The organism is Streptomyces sp. NBC_01571 (genome assembly GCF_026339875.1).
Lineage (GTDB): Bacteria > Actinomycetota > Actinomycetes > Streptomycetales > Streptomycetaceae > Streptomyces.
On the sequence record NZ_JAPEPZ010000001.1, the window covers coordinates 4655037 to 4676134 of the forward strand.

A 21098-nucleotide genomic window follows, 5' to 3' on the forward strand; every position below is an offset into this window, starting at 1 on the left:
CCACTCCGGTACTTCGCAGTGAAAAAAGGTGAGGGAAAGAGACGGCTCGTCCTCGTCGACGGCCGAAGGCTTTGGGGAGTCCGGGGTCCGGAGTCCGACGTCCGGCACCCGCGGTCCGGAAGCCGTGCACGGATCACAAGGTACGGACTGCGGATTACGGGTTATGGACTACGGGTTACGGGTCGGGACTACGGCTACGGGCTGGCTGTCGGGCCATGGACCGGCGCCTCGCACCGGACTCATCGCTCGGGTCTGGTCGGTCAGGCGGTTCGCAGGCCCTCCACGGTGGCCGCCACTCCGGGCAGTACGGAGCGGGCCGGTGCCCGCAGACCGTCCAGGAACAGCTGCAGATGACGGTGTACGAACCGGTCGATGCCCTGACACGCGGTGCCGGGCAACGGCCGGGTGAGCTGGCTGACGGCGACCATCAGGTCACCGGACTCCACGTCGGAGCGCAACTGGCCGGCCTCGCGGGCACGCCTCATCAGCGCTTCGATCAGGTCCATGGTCCGTTCGCGCGCCGCGTACAGATCCGGATGGTTCTGGTCGAAGGCCGCGGAGAGCATGGGGCACAGGGCGCCGATCCGCTCGTCCGCCGAGAAGTGCACGAAGCGGCTCAGCGCGTCGAAGGCGTCGCCGCCCTCGACGAGTGCCGCCTCGATCCACTCGGACGTGCGGTCCATGACCGAGCAGACGACCTCCCGCGCGAGCGCGTCGCGGTCGGGGAAGTTGCGGTACACCGTGGCGTTGCCGACACCGGCGCGGCGGGCGATCTCGTCGAACGGCACGTCGGGGCCGAACTCGACGAACATCTCGCGCGCGGCGGCGACGATCCGCTCCCGGTTGCGCAGCGCATCGGCTCGGGGCCGGGGCATCCGACGCTTCACGGGGGTGGCGGTCTCCACGGCGTGCTCCTCGGAAGTAGGTGAAGGCTCTGGTGCGATCCGGGGATTCCCTCCCCGTTTCACTCGGACACCTATGCCAAACGGGGAAACCATCCCCGGTTATTTCCCCGACCCCCGCCCACTTCCTGTGACCCGCGTCACATCTTCCTCGCCGAGAAACCCACGATCGGGCTCTTCCAGCGAGCACCCGCGCATCCGTCGACACAGGGTGATCGCACAGGGTGCAGTCGGTGACCGGGCGGCTGCCGTGAGCGAAGGACCCCTGCATGCAGCCGACCAGCCACCGGATACGCCGGCGTCGCCTGGCCGCCCTGGCCTCGGTGACCCTCCTCACGCTGGCGGTCAGCACCTCCGCCGGCACCGGGCACCTCACGGTGGGCTCCACGGCGGCGGGCTCCATCGCGCTGGCCCGGTCGACGGCGCTCGGTCCCTGCATGATCAGCGGCGCGAAAGGCGTACAGATGGGGGAAGGGATACCCACCCTGCCCGGCTACGCCCGCTCCACCGGCACGGTCCGGGCCCTCACCGTGATGGTCGACTTCTCCGACGCACCCGGTCAGGGCAGCGCGCTCGACCGGCTGGGCGAGTTCTTCCCGCAGACCCAGGACTGGTTCCGCACCAGTTCCTACGGCCGCCTCGACTACCGCCCCGAGACCCCGATACGGCACTGGCTGCGCATGCCCAAGCCGTTCAGCGCGTACGGCATAGAGCGCGGCGCCCCCTTCGACCCCGGGTACCGCGGTCTGGTCCAGGACATCGTGGCCGCGGCCGACCCCGAGGTGGACTTCCACTCGTACGACCTTCTGAACGTGCTGGTGACGCCGAACGCCGGGCCCTCCGCCCTGGACACCGTCCTGTCCGTCACCTTCGCCGGCAACGCCGAGGCCCCGGTCGCCGACGGTGTCCCCGTCTCCAACGCGTCCTTCGTCTACAGCCGCCAGGACGACGGCTCCGGCTCCTACGCAGACACCGGTTTCCGGGTGCTCCCCCACGAGAACGGGCACACCTTCGGCCTGCCCGACCTCTACACCCAGGACGGCGGCGGCTCGGTCGGCCACTGGGACATCATGAGCGAGGACTGGGGCGCCGACAACGATCTGCTCGGCTGGCACAAATGGAAACTGGGCTGGCTCGACGACTCGCAGGTCAGCTGCGCCGCTCGGCCCGGGACCACGCGGTACACACTCACCCCGCTGTCCCGGCCCGGCGGCGCCAAGCTCGTCTTCGTCCCCACCGGCGCCCGGACGGGCTTCGCCTTCGAACTGCGCACCCCCGGGGGCAACGACACCGCGATCTGCCGCCCCGGCATCCTCGTCTACAAGGTCGACGCGGGGGTCGACACCGGCAGCGGCCCCATCACCGTCTACGACTCCCACCGGAACAGCGGCGGCTGCACACGCAGCCCCAACGTCCACGCGGAGCTGTCCGACGCGCCCTTCGCCCCCGGCGAGTCCTTCAAGGACCACGCGACCGGCGTCACGATCGCGGTCACGGGGGCGAATCCCGCGGGCGACTACCAGGTGTCCGTGACACGGCGCTGACCTCCTCGCCCCCCGGCGCCGGCCTCGCGCCGACCGTGCGCACGGACGCCGCCGACCTGCTGAGTCGACCGGGTAAGCACTACCGTGTCTCTTCCGGGCCTCTGCCCACGGAGGGCCCCGACGGTCCCTTCCGCATCATCACCTCCGCATCACTTTCCGCATCACTTCCGAACAGCCTCCACCGAGAGCCGCAACGGAGACCACATGCCAGCGAACGTCGAGGCGGCCCCGGGCAGCGGCGGGGCCGGGGGCCGGACCGGGAGCGAGTGGACCGGACAGGCGGGAGCCGAGGACGGGGCCGAGGGCGGGCACGAGACGGAGCCCGAGACCGAGGCCGAGACGGAGGCCGGGGCCGAGGCCGCCGTGCCCGTCGAGGCCGTCGCCCCGCTGATCCGCGGTCTCGCGGTGCTGCGGCGGCTGACTGAGGCCGACGGGGTGTCCAGCCTCAGCGGTCTGGAGCGGTCCACCGGGCTCGCGCGATCCACCGTCGACCGCATCACGGCGACCCTGGCGCGCCGGGGGTACGTACGTCTCGACGGCCGGGACGCCGTACTGGCACCCCGCCTGATGGAACTCGGCAACGCCTATCTGGCCGCCCTGCGCCTGCCCCGCCTCCTCGACGCGCACGCCGACGCCCTCGCCGACGAGCTCGACGAGTCGGTGTCCCTCGCGGTCGGCGACCAGGACGGCATCCGCTTCATCCACCAGGCGACCCGTCGCCGCGCCATGTCGCTGAGTTTCCGCATCGGTGACCTGCTGCCCGCCGAACGCACCGCGCCGGGACCACTGTTCGCCACCGAGTGGGGCGAGCGGGAATGGGCACGCTGGCGGGAGCGGCGTGCCGCGGATCCCGAGGACCGCGGCTTTCCGGCCGTCCCGGCACGCAGCCGGCCGATCGAGACCGACGCCGGCTCCGAGACGGGCTCCGAGGCGGGCTCCGAGGGACGGAACGCCTCCGGCGCGACGCCCGCCGACCGGTCCGCCACCCCGGACGACCCTCGGTCCCCCGGCCCGGACGACCATCCGTCTCCCACCCCTGACGACCGCCTGTCCCCCCGCCCTGAGGACCGTCTGTCCGCCGCCCCCGCCACGGGCGGTGGCGGGATCGTCCCTCCGGCCGCCGGTCGGCCTCCCTTCCCGGAAACACGTCTGCTCCCCACACTCGGCGACGACTTCGAGCGGCGTACGGCCGAGGCGCGGGAGCACGGTTGGGCGCTGGACGACCAGCTGATCGAACCGGGCCTGGTCGCCATCGCCATGCCCGTCCGGGAGGCGGGCCGGATCGCCTGTGTGGTGAGCGTGGTGAGCCACACCAGCCGGCACACCGCCGCCGATCTGCGCGACACCCTGCTGCCACGGCTGCGGGCGGCCGTCGCCGCGATGGAGCGGGAGCTGAGCGAGGTCCCGCCCGCCGCGCCCGCCGCACCCGCCGCCCCTTCCGGCCTCGCCGTCTGGACCGGCGCGTCCAAGCAGGAGCTGGGCCGGGACTTCATCGAGTCGCTGGCCCGCGGTCTGACAGTGATCACCGCCTTCGGCGAGGGCCGCTCCGAACTGACCCTCACCGACGTCGCGCGGGCCACCGGGCTGGCCCGCGCGACCGCCCGCCGCGCGCTGATCACCCTGGAACACCTCGGCTACGTCACCGCGCACGCCCGCGTCTTCCGGCTCACCCCCCGCGTGCTGGGCCTCGGCTTCCCGCCGCTCTCCCGTACCTCGCTCGCCGAGATCGCGGCCCCGCACCTCACCGGGCTCTCGGAGCGACTGCGCGAGTCGGTGTCCCTGGCGGTGCTGACCGGCGACGAGATCCAGTACACGGCCCGCATCACCACCAGCCGCATCCTGAGCGTCCACATCACCGTCGGCACCCGCCTGCCCGCGTACGCGACCTCGCTGGGCCGGGTGATGCTCGCGGACCTGCCCGAGCCCCCGCTCTCCGAGCTGCGCCCCCTGACCCCGCGCACGATCACGGACCCCGGCCGGCTGAAGGCGGTGCTGGACCGCGTACGGGACGAGGGGTACGCCCTCGTCGACGAGGAGTTGGAGCAGGGGCTCCGCTCGATCGCCGTCCCGGTGCGGGAGCGCGGCGGGCGGGTGGCGGCCGCCGTCAATGTCGCGATGCACAGCAGCCGTCGTACGACCGCGCAGTGTGTCGACGAGGTGCTGCCTGAGCTGCTGGCCACGGCGGGGAGCATCGAGGCGGACCTGCGGGTCGCGGGGCGGTTCCGGCGGGTCCCGAGAACGTGAGGAGGCGGGGGGCGGAGGCGCCCTCTCGTATGCGTGACCACACACACGCGTACACGTGTCCCGTTTCGCGTCAGCGGTTGACGTCGGCGAGCCGGGCGGTCTATTCGGAAGTGGCGCGCCGACCAAGGAGGTACCGTCCGCGACCGGCCTGACGTCCCGCATCAGGAAGACGGCGAGGACCGCCGCGACCACGACTCCCCCGGCGCCGGCCAGGAAGCTCGCCGACATGACGCTGGTGAAGGCGTCGTGGGCGGAGGCCACCAGCGAGGTGTCGCCGGCGCGGCCCGCCACGGAGAGGGCGTCGCCGATGGAAACGGCGGCCCTCGGCCGGGGCGTCGGCGGGCATGTGGCCGGTGAAGGTGCTGGAGAGGACCGCACCCAGTACGGCGACTCCGAGGGCCGCGCCGGCCTGCTGGACGGTGTCGTTCAGCGCGGAGCCCACTCCGGCGTGTTCGTCGGGAATCGCCCCCGTCATGGCCGCCATCGCCGCGGGCGGGTCGACAACGTCTGGCCCACCGCCGAACGGGCCGCCGAGTCCTACCCGCACCTTCGCGACGGCTACGCCGAACGACGCAGCAAGGACCCCCGCGCGTCCCGCGACACGAACTTCCGGTACGGCCTGGACCGCGTCCTGGACGGCCTGGAAACCCGAATCACCCACTGACCGGACGCCCCGACCCCCGCCCGCCCGCATCCGCTACGCTAGTCGCCGGACCTGAGATCCGTCCCGCCTTCGCGCCTTCGTGGGATGTGTCGAAAACCCTTGAAGCCCAGGTCAGCGCCTTAGCGCGCAGAGCCACCAAACGGCCCACCCTGGTTTTCAAAACGCCCCAGCCTGTGCGTACCGACCGGTCGGCGGACCGCCCGTCGCGAGCGAAAAACTCCAGGCTTCCCCACCCGGATCACCCTCTTGTCCTGAGGCCTGCCCTCGCCCCGAGCACCCCGAGTTGCTTCAGCTGCCCCCTTCAGGGTCGGCATGGTGCCTCTCGTCCATCACCAGGTTCAGGCAGTTGTGGACGAGTACGTCCCAGGGCGGCGTTCCCCTCCGATGTGCTTCCGGAGAGAAACGCCGCCCCTACCGCTATTGCTGTTCGATCAGGTACCTGACGGAATCCACAACGAATTCGCCCTACCGGAGAGCCGATCCGATGGCCTCCAGCCTCGTGTACTGCTCGGGGGACAGCGTGGGGTAATCAGGGGCGCATGTCATCGCTCTCAGCAGCACTCGGAACGCCACCTCCGGGGTGCAGTGGGTCGCGCAGTCGGTGAGCGCCGCACGCACCTCGGCCTCCAGGAACTGCGTGGCCTCGATCTCGGCGACGACCGCATCGAGGCAGCCCACGCCATCCTCGACGTCCGCCCCCGCGAGCGGGCGTCCAGTCGGTTCCCAATACCACAACTGGGTCTTGGGAACCGACGTCACGCGAGACCCCGAAATAACCAACAGCGTCACCAGCGGAGTTCGGGGCCGAATCCACACTTACACGGTCCATCCAGTTATCGGATGATTTAACATGGTGGATATTGATGGCGATGGCCTCCTATCGAAATTATTCCGGCAGGCAACCAGCGGTCGGCTCCGCCCGGGACAGCGCGACAGGATGAGAATCACTCATGCCTCTGTCCAGTCATTTCTCCGTGAACCCATCGAATACACTCGGGTCGATCGCCGGTTTCATGTCGACAGAACTCTTCAAGTGCGGTCCGAACTTGATCAATCGGCAGAGCACTTCTGGGATCAAAGAAGAACGGAACCCCGGGGTCGGACACAACACGCGGATCGAAGTTTGGAGGATTCGGGTTATCGGAAACCCAAATGTGCTCCGAAATTTCGTCTTTCGTTGCGCGCTCTTGGGTTACGAACCAGACGAGGCCGCCGTAACCGCTCTCCAAGTTGACTGCAACCTGCAGAGTGTTGTCAGGCCACCAATCGTCTACGGACTCTGAATGACGCCTGTCCGCGAACATGAGCGTTGCAACCTCTCCTGGACTGATCCAAGGCTGGTCACGGCGCTCTGACCGCATGTTCTCCATGACCTCGTCCACTATCCTGACCTTTTCCGGCCAGCTTTCCGCATAGTGATAGCGACCATGGATCACTGCATTCAAAATCACGGTGCGGCGGCCTCTCCGATAATGACTTCCGGCTTTAGTGCGCCAGGGTACCATACAGTCATCCTTGAACCTTCCGGCAGGATTACTTTGACTGCCCTCAGGCACCCGTATGGACCTCCGCATACACCTTCGGCGTTGTTCATTACCACCGTGGAATTGGTTACTCCATTTTGCCGCATCCACATGGCATATTGTGATTCAACATGCTGCGCAGCCGGGTAGTATTTGGCCTTCGGATGGATGGCGGTTCCGTATTTTCTCAGATACTCATCGGTAGCATCAACGAGAGCGCCGCCACCTCCGGCTTCTATCTCCTTGAAAACCTCTTCGCCCGATGAATCGAAAATTCGACCGGTCGTCACGCGCTTGTCGGCAAGCTGCGCCAGCACCTTCGCGACATTAACGCATGCCGTGTTGTGCACGAGGATTGGGGTCGCCCCGGCTAGCACATAGTACGTGTGGAGGTTTTCAACAGTGAGGTTGTAGGCCGAATGGAGCTGATGGTAGCGGTGGACGCGAGCCACCATGACGGTCGCGCCGTTGCTGGTGCGCAGGGTCTGGCCGGGCTTGAGGTCACCGGCGTCGATCCAGCGGTGGGCGCTGGGCGACCAGAAGGGGTGGTGCTGGGTGGCGGTGATCCGTGCCTTGCCGACGTTGATCGTGATGTCGGCAAAGTCGGTGTCGTCCGACGTGTAGATGGTGCGGGTGACGCTGTGGCTTTCGGTACGGCCGCTTTCGGGATCGGTGGCGAGGACCGCATCGTCGACCCGGACGTCCTGGATCTGCTTCGTGGTGCCGTCTGCCATCAGCACTCGTGTGGTGCCGGGAAAACTGTTGGTGCGCTCGCACACCTTGGCAAGAGCCGCAACGGCTTTTGCGGCAATACCGGCGATGACCTCATCGGACAGGTTGTAGGTGCGTAGCGCCTTCCAGGCGTCCTCGAACCCGACTCCGGTTTTGGCAGCCGTGTTGAGTGCCTTGACGGCACGCGCGATCGGGGTAAGCAGGCCTTCGACCGGGACGTATGTGGCGATGCTCCAAGCACAGGCGGACTTGTCGCCGTGCCAGCAGTCCATCAGGTCTGCGGCGAAGAAGTGGAACAGGATCGATCCGGCCGTATCACCGAAGAGGCTCTGCCATCCGGCTTCGACGATCTGTTTGCCGGTGAACTTGTGCGTCCAGCCGTCGATCTTGATGTTCTTCAGCGTCGCCCGCTGGAGGAACTGCCACGCCGATTTCGGGCATCCGTCCGCGGTGGCCTGGGCCTGGTCGTCGGTGCACAGGTAGAAGTCGGCCTCGTAGGTGACGACCAGGTCGTATGCAGCGTCGCAGCCGCTGAAGGCTGCTTCCGGCATCGGCGGGCATGTGCCGATCTGCTTGGAGCTGACGATCTTGACGGTGGACTCGTCCGGGACGGCGAACACACCGGGAATGCCCGTACCGGACCCCTTGGACGCCTCCTTGTTGGTCTCCGCCCTTTCCGTCCTGTCGGCTGCTTCCTGGGCTTCCTTGGCGTATTTGTCGGCGTCTTTGGCGGCCTGTTCGGCTTCGGTGGCGGCGGTGTCGGCGCGGGTGGCGGCGGCTCGGGCGTCCTTGGCGTCCTGTTCGGCCTGGGTGGCGGCGGAGCGGGCGGCTGTGGCGTCGAGTTCGGCTGCGTCGGCGCTGTCGCGGGCGTCCTTGGCGTAGCCCTCGGCATTGCTGGCGGCCTTGTCGGCGGCCGCGGCGTCGATGGTGGCCTGGGTGTCGTAGTCGATGGTGCGGGCCAGTGAGGCCGCGGCGGCGGATGCGGCTTTGGCGGCGTCGGCGGCGTAGCCGAGGGCGTCCTTCGCGTACGTGCGGGCGTCCGACGCGTATCCGGCGGCGTTGGCAGCGTGTTGGTAGGCCTCCTTGGCGTCGCCCTTGGCCTGGTCGGCGAGGTTCTTGGCGGCCTGGGCCTCGGCGGCTGCGTTCTTGGCGTGGGCGTCGGCGACGGCCTGCTGCTGGTCGGCGATCGTCTTCGAGCCCTGTCCGGTCAGGACGACGAGGCCGGCGGCGGAATCGGTGTCGACGTAGGCGGAGCCGAGCTGGACGGCGTCGTTGGCCGGGTCGGCGACCCGTTTGGCGGCTGCACCGGCGTCGACCGCGGCCTGGGCAGTGACGTGGGCGTAGCCAGCCGCCTTCGCCGCGGCTGCGAGTGCCTTGGCGGCCTCTGCGTTGGCACCATTGGCCTGGGTTTTGGCGTCCTTGGCGTGCTGTTCGGCTTCGTCGGCGAGCTTGACCGCGGCCTTGGCCTGGGCGGAGGCGTCCTGGGAGGCCTTGATGGCGTCGGCGACCGCGCTGGTCGCGGTCTTGACGGCGGCGTCGGCCTTCAGCTTGTCGGCCTGGGCGGCGTCGGAGTCGGAGCGGGCGCGTTTGGCGGCGGCCTCGGCGCGGGTGGCCGCGGCGTCCGCGTCGGCCGCCGCCTGGGTGGCGGCGTCGGCCTCGGAACGCGCGTTGGTCGCTGCCGTTTCGGCGTCGTCGGCGTGCCCGTCGGCCTCGTCGGCGGCGGCGCGGGCCGCGGTCGCCGCGTCACCGGCGTCCAGGGAGTCGGCGTACGCCTCTTTGGCGTCCGCCTTGGCGCGGGCGGCGTCGGCCTTCTGCTCGGCGTCCCAGGCGTCGTCGCGCAGGGACTTGGCGTGGTCCTTCGCCTTGACCGCGTCGTCGCGCCGGTCCCCGGCGGTCTTCTCGGAGGCTTCCGCCTTGTCCTTGGCGTCCTTCGCCTTCGTCGCCTCGGACTCGGCGTTCTTGCGGTGCTCGGAGGCCTCGGACCGCTTGACGGCGGCGTTCTCCTTCTCCGCCCTGGCCGTCTTCTCCTCGGCCTCCGCCGCGAGCCGCTTGGCGTGCGCGTCGGCGGCGGCCGCCTTGGCGTCGCCCTCGGCCGTCAGCGCGCCGGTGAGCTTGGCCTCCGCGGTCTCCTTGTCCTTCTTGGCGTCGTCCCGGTGCGCCTTCGCGGCGTCGGCGGCGGCCTTGGCCTGCAGCTCGGCCGTCTCGGCGGCCTTCTTGCGGAACTCGGCCTTCGACTGGGCAGCCTGCGCGAGCGCCCGCTGGGCGATGGTCGCGCTGTCGCCGGCGGAGGCGCGGGTGGCCGCCTCGGCCGTCTCACCAGCCTTCTCCAACGCCGCGAGGGCGGCGGCGGCACCCTGCGTGACCTGGTCCTTCTGCTGCCCGACCAGCAGACCACGGCCACGCGGCGCCCCGTTTCCGTCGGCGACGCCGTAGGCGGCCTGGACCGCCGTGTCCGAGGTGGTCGCCGCCTTCTGCCCGGCGGCAAGCTGCGCCTTCAGGACAGCGAGCTGCTTCTTCGCGGCGGCCTGCGCGGCGGCGATGCCGGCTGTCGCCTTGGTGAACTGCGCCTTGTCCGGGTAGTCAAGCTGTCCGGTGCCGTTGTGGCCGGACGGCTTGATGTCGAACTGCTGCGCGGCGCTGTCGTTGCAGGTGTAGAGCTTGGCGTCATTGCCGTTGTCGAAGGTGTGCAGGTCCAGGCATTTGCCCGTACCGACACTCTTCAGGCTGGTGGCGCCGCGCAGTTCGGACGCCCAGGTCTGCGACGTGGATTCCTTGCACGACGAGATCTGGATGTTCGTGCCGTTCGCCGTGTTGTTCCCGGCCACGTCCAGGCACTTGAGCGAATTGACGTTCTGCAGGTGCAGCTTGTCCTCGCTGCCCAACAGCACCCATTTCTGCGCCGCGGAGCCGTTGCAGGTATAGACCTGGACCGGCGTGCCGTTGTCCTTCTTGCCGCCCTGGACGTCGAGGCACTTGTCCTGCGCGGCGTGCACCTCGATGACGGTGGGGCTGTCGCCCACCCAGCCCAGACCGCCCGGCATCCAGTAGTCCTGCCACCGGGTGAGATGGTCGGCGTCCCAGGACTGGCCCAGCATGTCGCTCAGAGCCTTCGCACCCTTGGACAGGGCGTTGACCGCGTCCTTGTTCGCGCCCAGGATCTGGTTGCGCTGCACGGCCTGTGAAGTGACCTCCTGCTGCCACTCGCCGGCCGCCGTGGAGGTGATGTCGCCCAGCACGCTGTCCGGGTCGATCGGATCCCGCCAACCACACGCGGCGAAACGGGACTTCACATCCTCGACGGCGATGCGGTACTCCGGCGTGCCGGGCTGCGGCGCGCTGTGCGGGAAGCCACCGGAGGACAGGAAGAGACGGGCGTCGTCCGCGCCCGCGTTCGTCGCGGGGCCCCCATGCATCCACTGAAAGGCACTGCGCTCGGCGAGCGCGCGATTCCACTCCGTCGGCGTCGTCCCGGTGGGATCGGGGTCCTTCCCGTAGAGGGGGTTGCCCACTTGGTCGACGGCCTTGAGGGTCTTGTCGTCGGCCTTCGGGGTGGCGTCGTCGTAGAAGTCGGAGTCGGTCTTCCAGAACCGGTCGGCGACCCAGGCGGACAGACCGGTCTGGGAGTAGAAGCTCTTGTCGCCGTCGGGCGGCCAGTGGAAGTCGGTGTCGGTGAATCCGCCGGGCGTCGCAAGACCCTCCAGAGGCTTCTGCCAGGCATCCTGCTGAGCGGAAAGGGCGTCCATCTCCTTGCCCGCCGCGTCGCGGTCGTTGGTGTACGCGACGGCGAGCGGTGTCCGTTCCCAGTTCTTGCGGTCGGCCAGGACGTGGAGCTTGTCCGGCGTCTGGTTGAGGCCGTCCTGCGCGGCCGCGGCCATCGACGGGCCGCCCAGGCGCAGTACGTCGGCCATCAGGCACTGGTCCTGGCGCAGTTGCTCGGCGGCGGTGTCGTCGTACCAGGGGTAGGAGTCGGCCACCGGCTCGGTGTTCGGCCTGATCGAGCCGGGCTGCACCGCGAGAGCGGCCAGAACGGCCAGCGCGGCTGCCGAGGTGACGGCGGAGGTGAGCTTTCGCGATCTTCGTGCTGCGGGCAGCCGGAACCATGGTCTGGGGTGCAAGAAGGCATCCCTTTCTGCGTTCACTGGGGGGTACGAGCCCGAGGAACGGCCGAACAGCGGAGAGCGGTGATCTGCTTCTGAGGGGTGCTCAGGAGCACGCTGGACCAACCGCATCGATACATGTGCCGAGCCGCTAAGGCGGCATGGCGACGCAACCTATCCCCGTGAGCGACAGTGTTCCCCCGGTCGCTGAAATGACGTGCGCGAACGCGGAACTGGTCAGGTTTCGCGTCATGCGCGGCGTCACCCTATGCAGGCATACACGGGTCCGTACAGAGGTTCGATACTCCCGTGAGGGCGCTGGCGTGAAACCTTCTGCCGTCCAACGGTCCGTGGTCGAGGTCCCGGTGGCCCGGCGGCGCATGGATTTTCTGTGTGCTTCCTGTGTCCAAGAGGTGGAGTGCGGTCCGTGTTCGTCCGGCAAAGTATGGCCGGTTTTCGACTCCGCCCAAGTGGCCTGCGTGGGGCGCAACCGCGCCCCGTCGGCTGCGACTGTCAGGCGAGGCAAGTTCCGGCGCCGGGGTGGTGAGCACGGCAGCATCCGCGGCGAGCAGGCACCCTCACCGACGAGGAGATCGGCAGCCTGCTCGCCCCACTCCGCCCGGCCGGCACCAGGCAACAAGGCGGACGCACATGTCTGGCGCGAGTCGGACCTGCCGGCCGTGGCAGCAGGCACGCCGGTGATCACAGACGGCGCTCACCTCGGCACCGAGGTCTGACGGACTGAGTCGCCCGGCCCATTCGTGAGCGTTCAGAACGGTCTTTTCGTCCGGGCTGAACACGCAGGCGCGCAGTTCAGCACCGAGTGGCAAATAATGGATCTCGTTCGCACTGCCCGCTTCGGCGCCAGACCGATAGTGTGCCGCTGTGGAGAGCGGATACCTGGTCATACGCCGTCAAGGCAACGGTAAGGGTGATGACTGCACCGGCGTGGTCCGCCGGGTAGAAGACGACAGTGCGGTCGTCCAGTGGCCGGAAGGACAGCTCACCCGAATTCCGTTGCCCGTGCCTTCCAACATCACCGTGGTACCGCTCGGATCGCTGCGCTACCGCTCACTGAGGGACGCCACGGCACTGCGAAAGGAGTTCGCGCAGTCGCCAGTGTCCGTCCTGGTGGCGCTCCTTGGGGAGATGGACGGGGAGGCGACCATCAAGCAACTACAGCGCCGGACGCGGGAACTTGGGCTGGCAAGCGAACACAACAACACCTGGTGGGACCGCATGCGAGGACGGCTGCTCGCAGACCCGCGGGTGGCGGAGACCAAGCCGGGAGGACCTATGAGACTCCTCGAACAGCCTGTTGATCCGTTCGCCGAGGAAAGGGCCCTACCGGCGCGGGAGGCCTTGGAGGCGTTGGCTATACCTGCCACCAAGCGGGCGAGGGGCCGACAGCAGGCCCTGCGCGAAGCCGTCGTAGCGGGAGCGTCGGAACTGACCGCGTACGAGCATGTCGCAGCCCACGCTCTTGGTGTGGCTCTGCAGTCGTGGCCGTTCGACGACACCGAATACACAACGCGAGGTGTGTCGGAAAAGGTTCTCGGCGCGGCCGTTGAGTTCCTGGCCACCGCGACTAAGGGCCAGCGTCGCGCGAACAACCCGGTGCCTGACCCTTCGTCGGAATTACGCAAGCAGGGTGCTCCGTCATCCAACGCCATCACGCCCCTCCTTGTGGGTTTGGTGACGACCTCGGCGGACAGCTCCGCGACAGATCAGGCAGCGAAGTTGCCGCGTGGCCTGGCCGCGCAGGAATGCGTCATGGCGGTCATGGCGGAGTTCGCGAAGACGGATCAACCTGCTGGCAGTGAGCGCCTTCTGCGTCGCGGCACCATGCTGCTCCAGTGGGCACTCGCCGAGGACACCCTGACGACTGCCGAGCAGCGTGATGCGTTCGGGGAGGAGCTCGCAGGCGACAGTTGGTACGGGCCGGGACTCGGCGGGAGACCTGTCACAAACAATCCGCCACAAGTCGGCCACGCGCGACCCCCACCGCGACGACGAAGGCACCGCCTTCGTCAAGCTCGCCCGGTACGTCCTCGGCCGGGCCCCTGGCCTGCGCGCCATCACCTACGACACCGCCCTCCGCGGATCCCACCGTGCACCCCTCATCGCGGACGGCCTCGTCGTCTTCACCACCCAGCACGGCGGACTCGCACCCGAGTCCCTCCAACGTTTCGAGGACGGTCCCTGCCGCCACGACCTCTACGTCGCCGAGGGCCGCGTCTGCAAACGTCTGATCACCGACGACGGCACCACTCACTACACGCCGCTTCCCGTGGAAGAACTTGAGCGCCGCGAGTCGAAGCGGACCCGCTTCTACCACCGGCTGACCATCCCCTGTCGGGTGAAGAACCACACCCTGCGCATCCGAGTCGACGAAACCCCGGAGGACCGGGAGATCGACCCCTCGACCAAGCGGCAGCGCTTCAACCGCACCGAGCACCTGAGGCAGATACCGCCGGACACCCATGCCGGCCGCCGCCTCAAGGGCTTCCGCCAGGACAGCGAGTCCCAGCACTCCCGCTTCGACCAGAGCTACCCCCACAAGAGAGTCCCTGCCTACGGGGCCGACGCGGCCCTGCTGATCTACATCGGCTACGCCTGGCTGAGCAACTCCGTCGCCCGAGCCAAGATCACCCACGCGCTCGCCGCCTGAGCCATTGCGCACGTCTCTCCGCCCTTGGATCAGATACCACCCGCTACACTGACCGCGGTGGCTACGCCCTCACGGCTGCCACCACGACCTGTCGCCAAGCAAGCCTGAGCGGTCCGCCAATCTCGGTAGACTTTCAGACACGTTTTCCGACAGATCCCCGCCTTCGTAGCTCAGGGGATAGAGCACCGCTCTCCTAAAGCGGGTGTCGCAGGTTCGAATCCTGCCGGGGGCACAAGGGAAGTAGCGGCTGCGGCCCAGGTCACGGAGCAAGTCTCCGGTCCTGGGCCGCAGTTGTGTGCACTCTGGCTACCGCTCTGAGCACTCTCGATACACCCTCACTGCCGGAGCTCAACCCCTAAATCCCCCCTAAATGATCAAGGGGTTTCCGCAGGTGGGACGGCGGGAGACGCGACAGGCGGCCCCTGCGCCGGGCGTCGACCGGAGCGCAGAGACCGCCCTAGGTGCCAGGGCGCCCGAGGAGGGGGGCACCAAGTCTGACGACCTGACACGTTTGCGGGTAAGAATCCCTTACCTGCGTGTATGCATCTTGCAGTTGTTGAGCCTTAAAGTCAGTCACCCATTCGTGTGAACATGCGTGCGATTTTTCGCTCACACCAGAGGGCCCCGCGACCTGCATCGGACGGTCACGGAGCGGCAAATGCCGGGAGTACTTGACGAGCACAGCACTGGTGTCAACACGTCATGCCCAGCAAGTAGCAAGATCACTCAATTTAGGGTCGACCCTAATCCTTTTCGATCTTGGGCTCTGGAGTGTGGACGAGTGTCTCGTCCCTCCCAGCCCGATGACCGGGTCCTCGCCCGCCGCCGTGCCGTGGGCGTACAGATCCGCCGGGTCCGCGAGCACCACAACCTGACCCAGCTCGACGTCTGTTCACGGTCCGGGATCGACGTGGCCACCTACAGCCGCATCGAAATGGGGCACTCATCTCCCCTACTGGACACCCTGATCCGCATCTCCGACGCCATCGGCTGCTCGCTCGCCGACCTCGTCAGCTGACCGCCCCTCAACGACCGACGTACTCCTGCGTCCTCTGGATCGGCACCGGCCGGCACCCGCCCACATGCAGGTACACGACGTCACCGCCAACCGACGGCGAGTCGATGGGGTGCTCCGTGTACGGCTGGCCCGGACGAATCGGCCTATCGCAGCGCCCGCAGAACTTCACCGGGAACTTCCACCGGCAGTAGCCCTGCGGCGTGCGGCATTCCACGCCCGGCGGAGAGCTCCAGCCCTGGGACACTCCCGTTCCGTGACGGTCCGGCAGGAGAAGCACCTCGTGCAGTGGCTCAGGAGAGCTTGGTACTCCGGGTCAGCGACAGGCTGTATGACTCGGAGGCCCATGGCTGAACGCGTCATCCGAAGTGCTCCGCTCCCAGCCGTGGCCGCGGGCTCGCCAGGCCGTCCTCAAGCGCGGCCTTCAGCGCGTCGGCGTCGGTGAGCCACCTGTCCTCGCCCGGGCACATCCGCCAGTGCGGGCCCGGGCCCTCCGTGCGACGGGTCGGCGGGATTGCCACCGTGCTGCCCTCGCCGAGCGGCCGGGTGGTGTCGACGTCCCACACCTCAGCCGTCCCAACGCGCACGAAGAAGTACAGACTCGTGGTGACCGGGTCGTCGACGACAGCGCCGCAGCGCGAGCCGAGGATTTCCATAACCGTCAGGCCGGTGCTGCGGGTCACGCGGATCGCGTCCCAGTCCGCGCCGGCGTCCTGGAGCGTGCAGCCTGCGGATGTGTGTAAGCGCGTCGTCGGCATCTTGGCTCCCTGCGGCACCGGGTGGTCAGGTGCATATAAGGGTGGCCCTTGCAATTACAGGATTCGAGGACTTCTAGAGGTCTTTCTCCCGCACCGAAGAGGACTTTTGATGCACCGTAAGAGTCACTGCTGGCCAACGAGAGGGCCTACCGGGACACTGGTAGCACGCACAAGCAGGGAGACCCGCCGTGGCTAACAACCGTCTCAAGTCCGCCCGGATCGCGGCCGGCTACCGGTCACAGCAGGACCTCGCCGACGCCCTCGGCGTCGGCGTCCGCCAAGTCCGCCGCTGGGAATCCGACACCCCGCCATGGCCGCAAGGCGACGCGGCACACGCTCTCACACGCGCCCTCGGCCAAGAGCTCGAACACCTCGGATTCACCCCGCCGGATGGCATCGTGCCCGACCGTGGCCGCCGAACCATGCTCACAGTGGGCGCGGCCGCCGTCGGCCTGGCCGTCGTTCCCGCGCAGGCCGTCGCCGCCATGCAACCCGCCTCCGTCGCCGCCGACTTCCAGGCCGTGACCCGCTCACACCGGCGCCTCTACTGGTCCGTCGCCCCCGCCACGCTGCACCCATCCGCACTCGCCCACGCCACCCTCGGCTGCGCACTCCTGCCCGAGACCGCAGGCCAGACCCGAGCTGCCGTCGCGGCCGCACTCGCCGAGACGTGGCTCCTCGCCGGCCGCATCGAGTTCTTCGACATGCGCGAGCCAGACCGCGCCGGCCAGACCCTGCTCCGGGCCCTCCAGGCCGCTGGCGAGGCCGACGATGTGCTCCTCGGCGCGGCGATCCTCGCCCACACCGCCTTCATCCCCGCGTGGGCCGGAGACCGGGACTCAGCTGTCGAGCGGATGGTCGCCGCGCGGACCTACGCCCGCCGCGGCCCGGCATCGGCGGAGCTCCTCGCGTGGCTGGACGCAGTGGAGGCCGAGTGCGAGACCCGCTGCGGGAACACACGAACCGCGCTGCACCTGATCGGCCACGCCGAAACCGTCCTCGCAGGCGGCATCGAGCACTCGTCCCCGGAGTGGCTCGACTGGTTCAGCGGGGTCCGCCTGGCCGCCTTCAAGGGCAACACCCAGCTCAAGGCCGGACACCTGCCGCAGGCCCGCACCACGCTCCTCGAAGTCCTCGACGACCTCGGCCCGGGTGCCGACAAGCAGATGACCGTCGTCCTCGGCGACCTCGCCGCCGTCGAGGCCGCCGCCGGACAGCCGGAGGCCGCGTGCGAGTACGCGGTCCGAGCACTCGACCAGCTGGAACGCACCTGGTACGCCATGGGCATGGACCGGGTCCGGGAAGTACGGCGCGCCCTCGCCCCGCACCAGCACGAGCGGTGCGTCCGCGATCTCGACGAGCGGCTCTACGGGTGGTCGACGACCGTCAGCGCACTGAGCCGTTGAAGTGGGCGATCAGCCCGGACAGTTCGAGGAGGCTCTCCACCCGGAAGGTGGGGAGCTCCTTGGCCTCCTGGCCGTGCCACTGGATCGTCGCCCACGGGCCGCGGCGCACCAGGGCGGTCGGCATCCCAGCTGCGACGGCCGGCCGCAGGTCGTTGTCCACCCGGTCCCCGACGTACAGAATCTCCTCGACCTCGAACGGGACGACCTCCGCGACCCGGTCGAAGAAGGCGATGTCCGGCTTGCTCGCCCCCCAGTCGTCCGAGGTACCGATCAGGTCGACGTCATTGCTGAACAGCCCCCGGAGGATCGTTCCCGCGCGGATCGTCTGGTTGCCCGCGATGCCCAGCCACAGGCCATCCGCACGCAACTGCGTGAGCGCCGGCCGAACGTCCGCGTACAGGTCCTCCTCGCCGAACGTCTCGGGCTGGCCCGCGGCCGCGCGCGCCTCGCGCTGCTCGTAGAGGTCGAAGCCCGGCTGGAATTCCTGGAACACCTCGCGGTAGTCCCGTCCTTGGGCGATGACGGCTCCGAACATCGAGTGGAAAGTGTGCCGAGGGACACGGAGCCAATCGGCCCATGTGCCGTACTCCCGGGTCTCGTCCACCAGGCACTCACCGACGTCGAACACCACCGCACGAATCATGGCCGCAGCGTATCCGTACACGACAAAGCGGCCCCCACCGCCCGCAGGCGGAGGGGGCCGGAATCGTTCAGCGGGAGTCGCGAGCTGCGACCAGTTCGGGGGCCATCGGGACCAGGGGCATCCCTGCGGCTCGCAGCCGGTCGTCCTGCTTGCTGATGTGGTCGAGGGCCAGGCCGAGGAGCCGTTCGGTCCGATCGGCCCGCGACCGTGATTCGCGCTCGGCCTCTTCGAGGGCTCGCATCCGCCCGTACAGATCGGCCATCTGTTGCTGGAACCAGTGGTACATCTCCGGGCTGACGGTCCACGTGCCCTCGGGCTGCGGTGGCGCCTGGGGCAGACCATCCGCCGGGATCTCCTGCACCGTCGTACGGGTCCGGCCCAGCCACGCCCCGCCGAGCGAGCCGAGCGTCGACACCACGACCGCCAGGAGCCCCAGCCAGCTACTCGCCTCCACGCGTCACCATCCTCGGGACGATCAGCCGTGGCCGGGTCACGTACGCCACGATGGCGATGATGAGCGCGTGCGACGCCCACGGAGCGACCGAGCCCCACGCGGTCGGCGACGTCCCCACCGCGCCGCCGAGCGCGTACGCCAGGGCCCACAGCAGGGGCGGCCCCATTGCCGCGAACACCCCGACCAGGTCCCGCCCCGCCCGGGCCACAGAGAACCCGAGCGCCAGGACGCCGGCCCCGATCCACAGCCACCCCCAGGCGGCCATGCACATCAGGTCCAGGAGGACGCTGATCCCCCGGACCGTCCCGTACCGCGGTTGGACGGTGATCGAGGCGCCGTAGCTGATCCAGGCGATTCCGGTGGTGGCGAGGGCGAGGCCGCGCCAGCCCAGCCGCCCCCACGCCCGAGCCGACGCGGCCCCCATCAGACGTCCGAGCGGGGAGTGTGCGGCGCCACCCATCCGGCGACCCACGAGGCAGCCGCCGGAATGAGCGCCAGGACGAAGGGCTCCAGCGCGTCAGGCATGCCGGAGATCAGCGACGGATCGTTGCTGACGCCGCCAAGGACGGCCAGGCCCGCGAGGCTGGCCAAGTAGGCGAGGACTGAGCCCGCCTTCACCTTCGTCTCAACCGGAGCAGAGGGAGATGCCATTGCTGCCTCACTTCTTGGGGAGCTTGAGGACCTGGCCGGGCGTGAGTGCGCCCGCGTCCCGGATCTTGTTGAGGGCGGCGATCTCCGTCCACCGGGAGCCGCTGCCGAGGTGGGACACCGCGATCGACCACAGGCTGTCCCCGACCTGCACCGTGTACGTCTCCGTCGGCCGCAGCCGCTCGCCCACCCGGGCCCGCATCGACGACATGGTGAACCCGCGCGGGTCCGGCTTCCCGGGCTGCCACTCCAGGTGGCCGATGACCGAGCGCTCCGTCCAGCCGTGATGCCGGCAGATCGCTGCCGCCACCCGCTCGATGGCGAGCAGCTGCGCCTCCGGCCACGGGTCCTTGCCGTCGCCGCGGTTCTCGCACTCGAAGCCGTAGAAGTGGCGGTTCCCGTCCGTGTCTGCCTCGTTGTCTGCGGGCAGCGCGGTCTCGGCGATGACGGCCTGGAGCACGTCGCCGTCGCCCAGGCCGGCATGGTTCGCGCGCCCGTAGCCGACCAGGTGCACGATGCCCTTCTTGTCGATGACGCCGTGGCACAGCGGGCCCGGCAGGTCCGGGCGTCCGGCCCGGCAGACCTCGACCGTGCTGGCGGTGCCCGAGGTCGCGGTGTGGTGGATCATCACCCCGTACACGGGCCCCCACGGGCCCTTGTGGTTCCGGTTGTGGGCCTCCCAGTTGCCGACCTCGACGACCGTCAGGCCCTCGCTCCGGAGCATGGCGAGGAACGTGGACGCGGCGGGCGGAGCAGCCATTACGCGCGCCCCTTCCGGGTCCACACCGCGGGGACGCCCTCGATGCCGTCAAGGTCCTCGCGGTAGGTCAGGGAGCCGCGCCAGGTGACCGCATCGCCGTCGTGCAGCACGCGGACGTTCACCGTGGACGCGCTCCAGACCCGGGTGACGACCGCCGGCGCCTCGCCGGAGCCGTTGTTCTCGGCCGGATCGACCGGGACCAGGACGACGTCGCCGACCTCCGGCGTCGGCGCGGGAGCTTCCTCGAGGACGCCCGCGCTCGCGGCCGCCAGAACCGCCCAGTTCTTCGAGTCCCACAGACGCTCAAGCGCGCGCGTCACCTCCGGGCCGGTGAGCGTGCCGGTGAGGTGCTGCGCCAGGTCGCGGAACGGTCGGCTCACCGCCTGGAGGTGCCCGGGCAGGTGGTCGACCCGGAACGTATCGAGCAGCCGGGCGACGGCGGGATGGATCTCTGCGGCCATGCGTGCCTCCAGGGCATGAGAAACGCCCCGGCCGGACGGCACGGGGCGAGCGGGAGAGGGCGGGTCAGGCTGCGGCCTCGTACTGGCCCCACGCCCGGAGAGCGTCTGTGTTTGCCCAGGTCCACGGGCTGACCGCGTCGATGATGCCGCCCGCAGTCACCGCAGTCGCATCCACGCGGCCCGTCGACACCTCGAACTCGAAGGTGGTCGCGGTAGTCAGCCTCACCCGCAGCCCCAGACGGCCCGCCGTGTTCGCCACGGACACGTCGTGCGCCTCGCCCTGGCCGCAGATGCCATTGATCGCGGCCGCCGCCACAGGCGCCGAGATCCTCCAGTTGTCGGACCCAGACCCGCCGCCGAACGACGTCGTGTTCCCGAAAGTGATCTCCAGCTTCCAGAAGACGGTCAGCGCGGACTGCGCGAACCTGGCACTGATCACCGCGTTCCCGAAACTCGGGGTGTTCGCGCCGGTCGACGTCGTCCACACCGGGGACCAGTCGCCCCACACCGGGGAGATCGAACCCAGCCTCCCGGCTGTGATCGCCATCCCCGGTTGCCACGGTTCGTACGCCACGA

The 21098-nt window shown here is 69.0% G+C and carries 18 protein-coding genes, 1 tRNA gene and 3 pseudogenes; 9 read left to right on the top strand and 13 right to left on the bottom strand.

Annotation, left to right across the window (positions count from 1 at the left end; all coding sequences use genetic code 11):
- Positions 1-260: 260 nt before the first annotated feature.
- The gene (locus tag OHB41_RS20795) at positions 261-905 is read right to left on the bottom strand and encodes a TetR/AcrR family transcriptional regulator (RefSeq protein ID WP_266699726.1); all 645 of its coding nucleotides are present in this window, start codon (positions 903-905) and stop codon (positions 261-263) included.
- Between the two features lie 266 nt (positions 906-1171).
- Between OHB41_RS20795 and OHB41_RS20800 the strand changes: the two genes are divergently transcribed.
- From OHB41_RS20800 to OHB41_RS20810, 3 genes are all read left to right on the top strand, one after another.
- A complete protein-coding gene (locus tag OHB41_RS20800; RefSeq protein WP_266699727.1) occupies positions 1172-2446 on the top strand; it encodes a M6 family metalloprotease domain-containing protein in 1275 nt (424 codons plus the stop codon).
- A gap of 204 nt (positions 2447-2650) precedes the next feature.
- On the top strand, positions 2651-4690 hold the full coding sequence (locus OHB41_RS20805) for an IclR family transcriptional regulator domain-containing protein (protein ID WP_266699728.1): 2040 nt from the start codon (positions 2651-2653) through the stop codon (positions 4688-4690).
- A gap of 226 nt (positions 4691-4916) precedes the next feature.
- The gene (locus OHB41_RS20810; protein WP_266699729.1) at positions 4917-5354 is read left to right on the top strand and encodes a hypothetical protein; all 438 of its coding nucleotides are present in this window, start codon (positions 4917-4919) and stop codon (positions 5352-5354) included.
- A gap of 465 nt (positions 5355-5819) precedes the next feature.
- On the opposite strand, the gene OHB41_RS20815 is transcribed toward OHB41_RS20810, so the two are convergent.
- From OHB41_RS20815 to OHB41_RS20825, 3 genes are all read right to left on the bottom strand, one after another.
- Positions 5820-6113 carry a hypothetical protein gene (locus tag OHB41_RS20815; RefSeq protein WP_266699730.1) on the bottom strand — a complete coding sequence of 98 codons (294 nt, stop codon included), beginning with the start codon at positions 6111-6113 and terminating at the stop codon, positions 5820-5822.
- A gap of 185 nt (positions 6114-6298) precedes the next feature.
- The gene (locus OHB41_RS20820; protein ID WP_323138387.1) at positions 6299-6859 is read right to left on the bottom strand and encodes an Imm1 family immunity protein; all 561 of its coding nucleotides are present in this window, start codon (positions 6857-6859) and stop codon (positions 6299-6301) included.
- Positions 6802-11724, bottom strand: a complete 4923-nt coding sequence (locus OHB41_RS20825) for an RICIN domain-containing protein (RefSeq protein WP_526024943.1) — start codon at positions 11722-11724, stop codon at positions 6802-6804. The genes OHB41_RS20820 and OHB41_RS20825 overlap by 58 nt, the downstream gene beginning before the upstream one ends.
- Positions 11725-12320: 596 nt before the next feature.
- On the opposite strand from OHB41_RS20825, the pseudogene OHB41_RS52340 reads away from it, so the two are divergent.
- Positions 12321-12434, top strand: a pseudogene (locus tag OHB41_RS52340) (IS5/IS1182 family transposase); the annotation flags it as partial.
- On the opposite strand, the pseudogene OHB41_RS20830 reads toward OHB41_RS52340, so the two are convergent.
- Positions 12420-12518 (bottom strand): annotated as a pseudogene (locus OHB41_RS20830) (hydroxymethylbilane synthase); the annotation flags it as partial. The pseudogenes OHB41_RS52340 and OHB41_RS20830 sit on opposite strands and share 15 nt — an antisense overlap.
- A gap of 229 nt (positions 12519-12747) precedes the next feature.
- Here OHB41_RS20830 and OHB41_RS52655 point away from each other — a divergent pair.
- The 4 genes and pseudogenes from OHB41_RS52655 to OHB41_RS20845 all read left to right on the top strand — a co-directional run.
- Positions 12748-12969, top strand: a pseudogene (locus OHB41_RS52655) (hypothetical protein); the annotation flags it as partial.
- 637 nt (positions 12970-13606) lie between these two features.
- Positions 13607-14377 carry a hypothetical protein gene (locus OHB41_RS20835; protein WP_266699731.1) on the top strand — a complete coding sequence of 257 codons (771 nt, stop codon included), beginning with the start codon at positions 13607-13609 and terminating at the stop codon, positions 14375-14377.
- A gap of 159 nt (positions 14378-14536) precedes the next feature.
- A tRNA-Arg gene (locus OHB41_RS20840) sits at positions 14537-14609 on the top strand.
- Positions 14610-15158: 549 nt separating this feature from the next.
- Positions 15159-15395, top strand: a complete 237-nt coding sequence (locus tag OHB41_RS20845) for a helix-turn-helix domain-containing protein (protein ID WP_266699732.1) — start codon at positions 15159-15161, stop codon at positions 15393-15395.
- Positions 15396-15751: 356 nt separating this feature from the next.
- On the opposite strand, the gene OHB41_RS20850 is transcribed toward OHB41_RS20845, so the two are convergent.
- The gene (locus OHB41_RS20850; RefSeq protein WP_266699733.1) at positions 15752-16150 is read right to left on the bottom strand and encodes a hypothetical protein; all 399 of its coding nucleotides are present in this window, start codon (positions 16148-16150) and stop codon (positions 15752-15754) included.
- A gap of 188 nt (positions 16151-16338) precedes the next feature.
- On the opposite strand from OHB41_RS20850, the gene OHB41_RS20855 reads away from it, so the two are divergent.
- The gene (locus OHB41_RS20855; RefSeq protein WP_266699734.1) at positions 16339-17556 is read left to right on the top strand and encodes a helix-turn-helix domain-containing protein; all 1218 of its coding nucleotides are present in this window, start codon (positions 16339-16341) and stop codon (positions 17554-17556) included.
- Here OHB41_RS20855 and OHB41_RS20860 read toward each other — a convergent pair.
- From OHB41_RS20860 to OHB41_RS20890, 7 genes are all read right to left on the bottom strand, one after another.
- A complete protein-coding gene (locus OHB41_RS20860; RefSeq protein ID WP_266699735.1) occupies positions 17537-18199 on the bottom strand; it encodes an HAD family hydrolase in 663 nt (220 codons plus the stop codon). The genes OHB41_RS20855 and OHB41_RS20860 overlap by 20 nt on opposite strands.
- Positions 18200-18266: 67 nt before the next feature.
- Positions 18267-18653 carry a hypothetical protein gene (locus OHB41_RS20865; protein WP_266699736.1) on the bottom strand — a complete coding sequence of 129 codons (387 nt, stop codon included), beginning with the start codon at positions 18651-18653 and terminating at the stop codon, positions 18267-18269.
- Positions 18640-19077, bottom strand: a complete 438-nt coding sequence (locus tag OHB41_RS20870) for a hypothetical protein (protein WP_266699737.1) — start codon at positions 19075-19077, stop codon at positions 18640-18642. Before OHB41_RS20870 ends, OHB41_RS20865 begins: the two co-directional genes overlap by 14 nt.
- Complete coding sequence (locus OHB41_RS20875; protein ID WP_266699738.1) at positions 19077-19304, bottom strand: holin; 228 nt, start codon at positions 19302-19304, stop codon at positions 19077-19079. The genes OHB41_RS20870 and OHB41_RS20875 overlap by 1 nt, the downstream gene beginning before the upstream one ends.
- Positions 19305-19311: 7 nt before the next feature.
- Positions 19312-20061, bottom strand: a complete 750-nt coding sequence (locus tag OHB41_RS20880) for a LysM peptidoglycan-binding domain-containing protein (RefSeq protein WP_266699739.1) — start codon at positions 20059-20061, stop codon at positions 19312-19314.
- Positions 20061-20522 carry a hypothetical protein gene (locus tag OHB41_RS20885; RefSeq protein ID WP_266699740.1) on the bottom strand — a complete coding sequence of 154 codons (462 nt, stop codon included), beginning with the start codon at positions 20520-20522 and terminating at the stop codon, positions 20061-20063. The genes OHB41_RS20880 and OHB41_RS20885 overlap by 1 nt, the downstream gene beginning before the upstream one ends.
- A gap of 64 nt (positions 20523-20586) precedes the next feature.
- A complete protein-coding gene (locus OHB41_RS20890) occupies positions 20587-21096 on the bottom strand; it encodes a hypothetical protein (RefSeq protein WP_266699741.1) in 510 nt (169 codons plus the stop codon).
- Positions 21097-21098 lie beyond the last annotated feature (2 nt).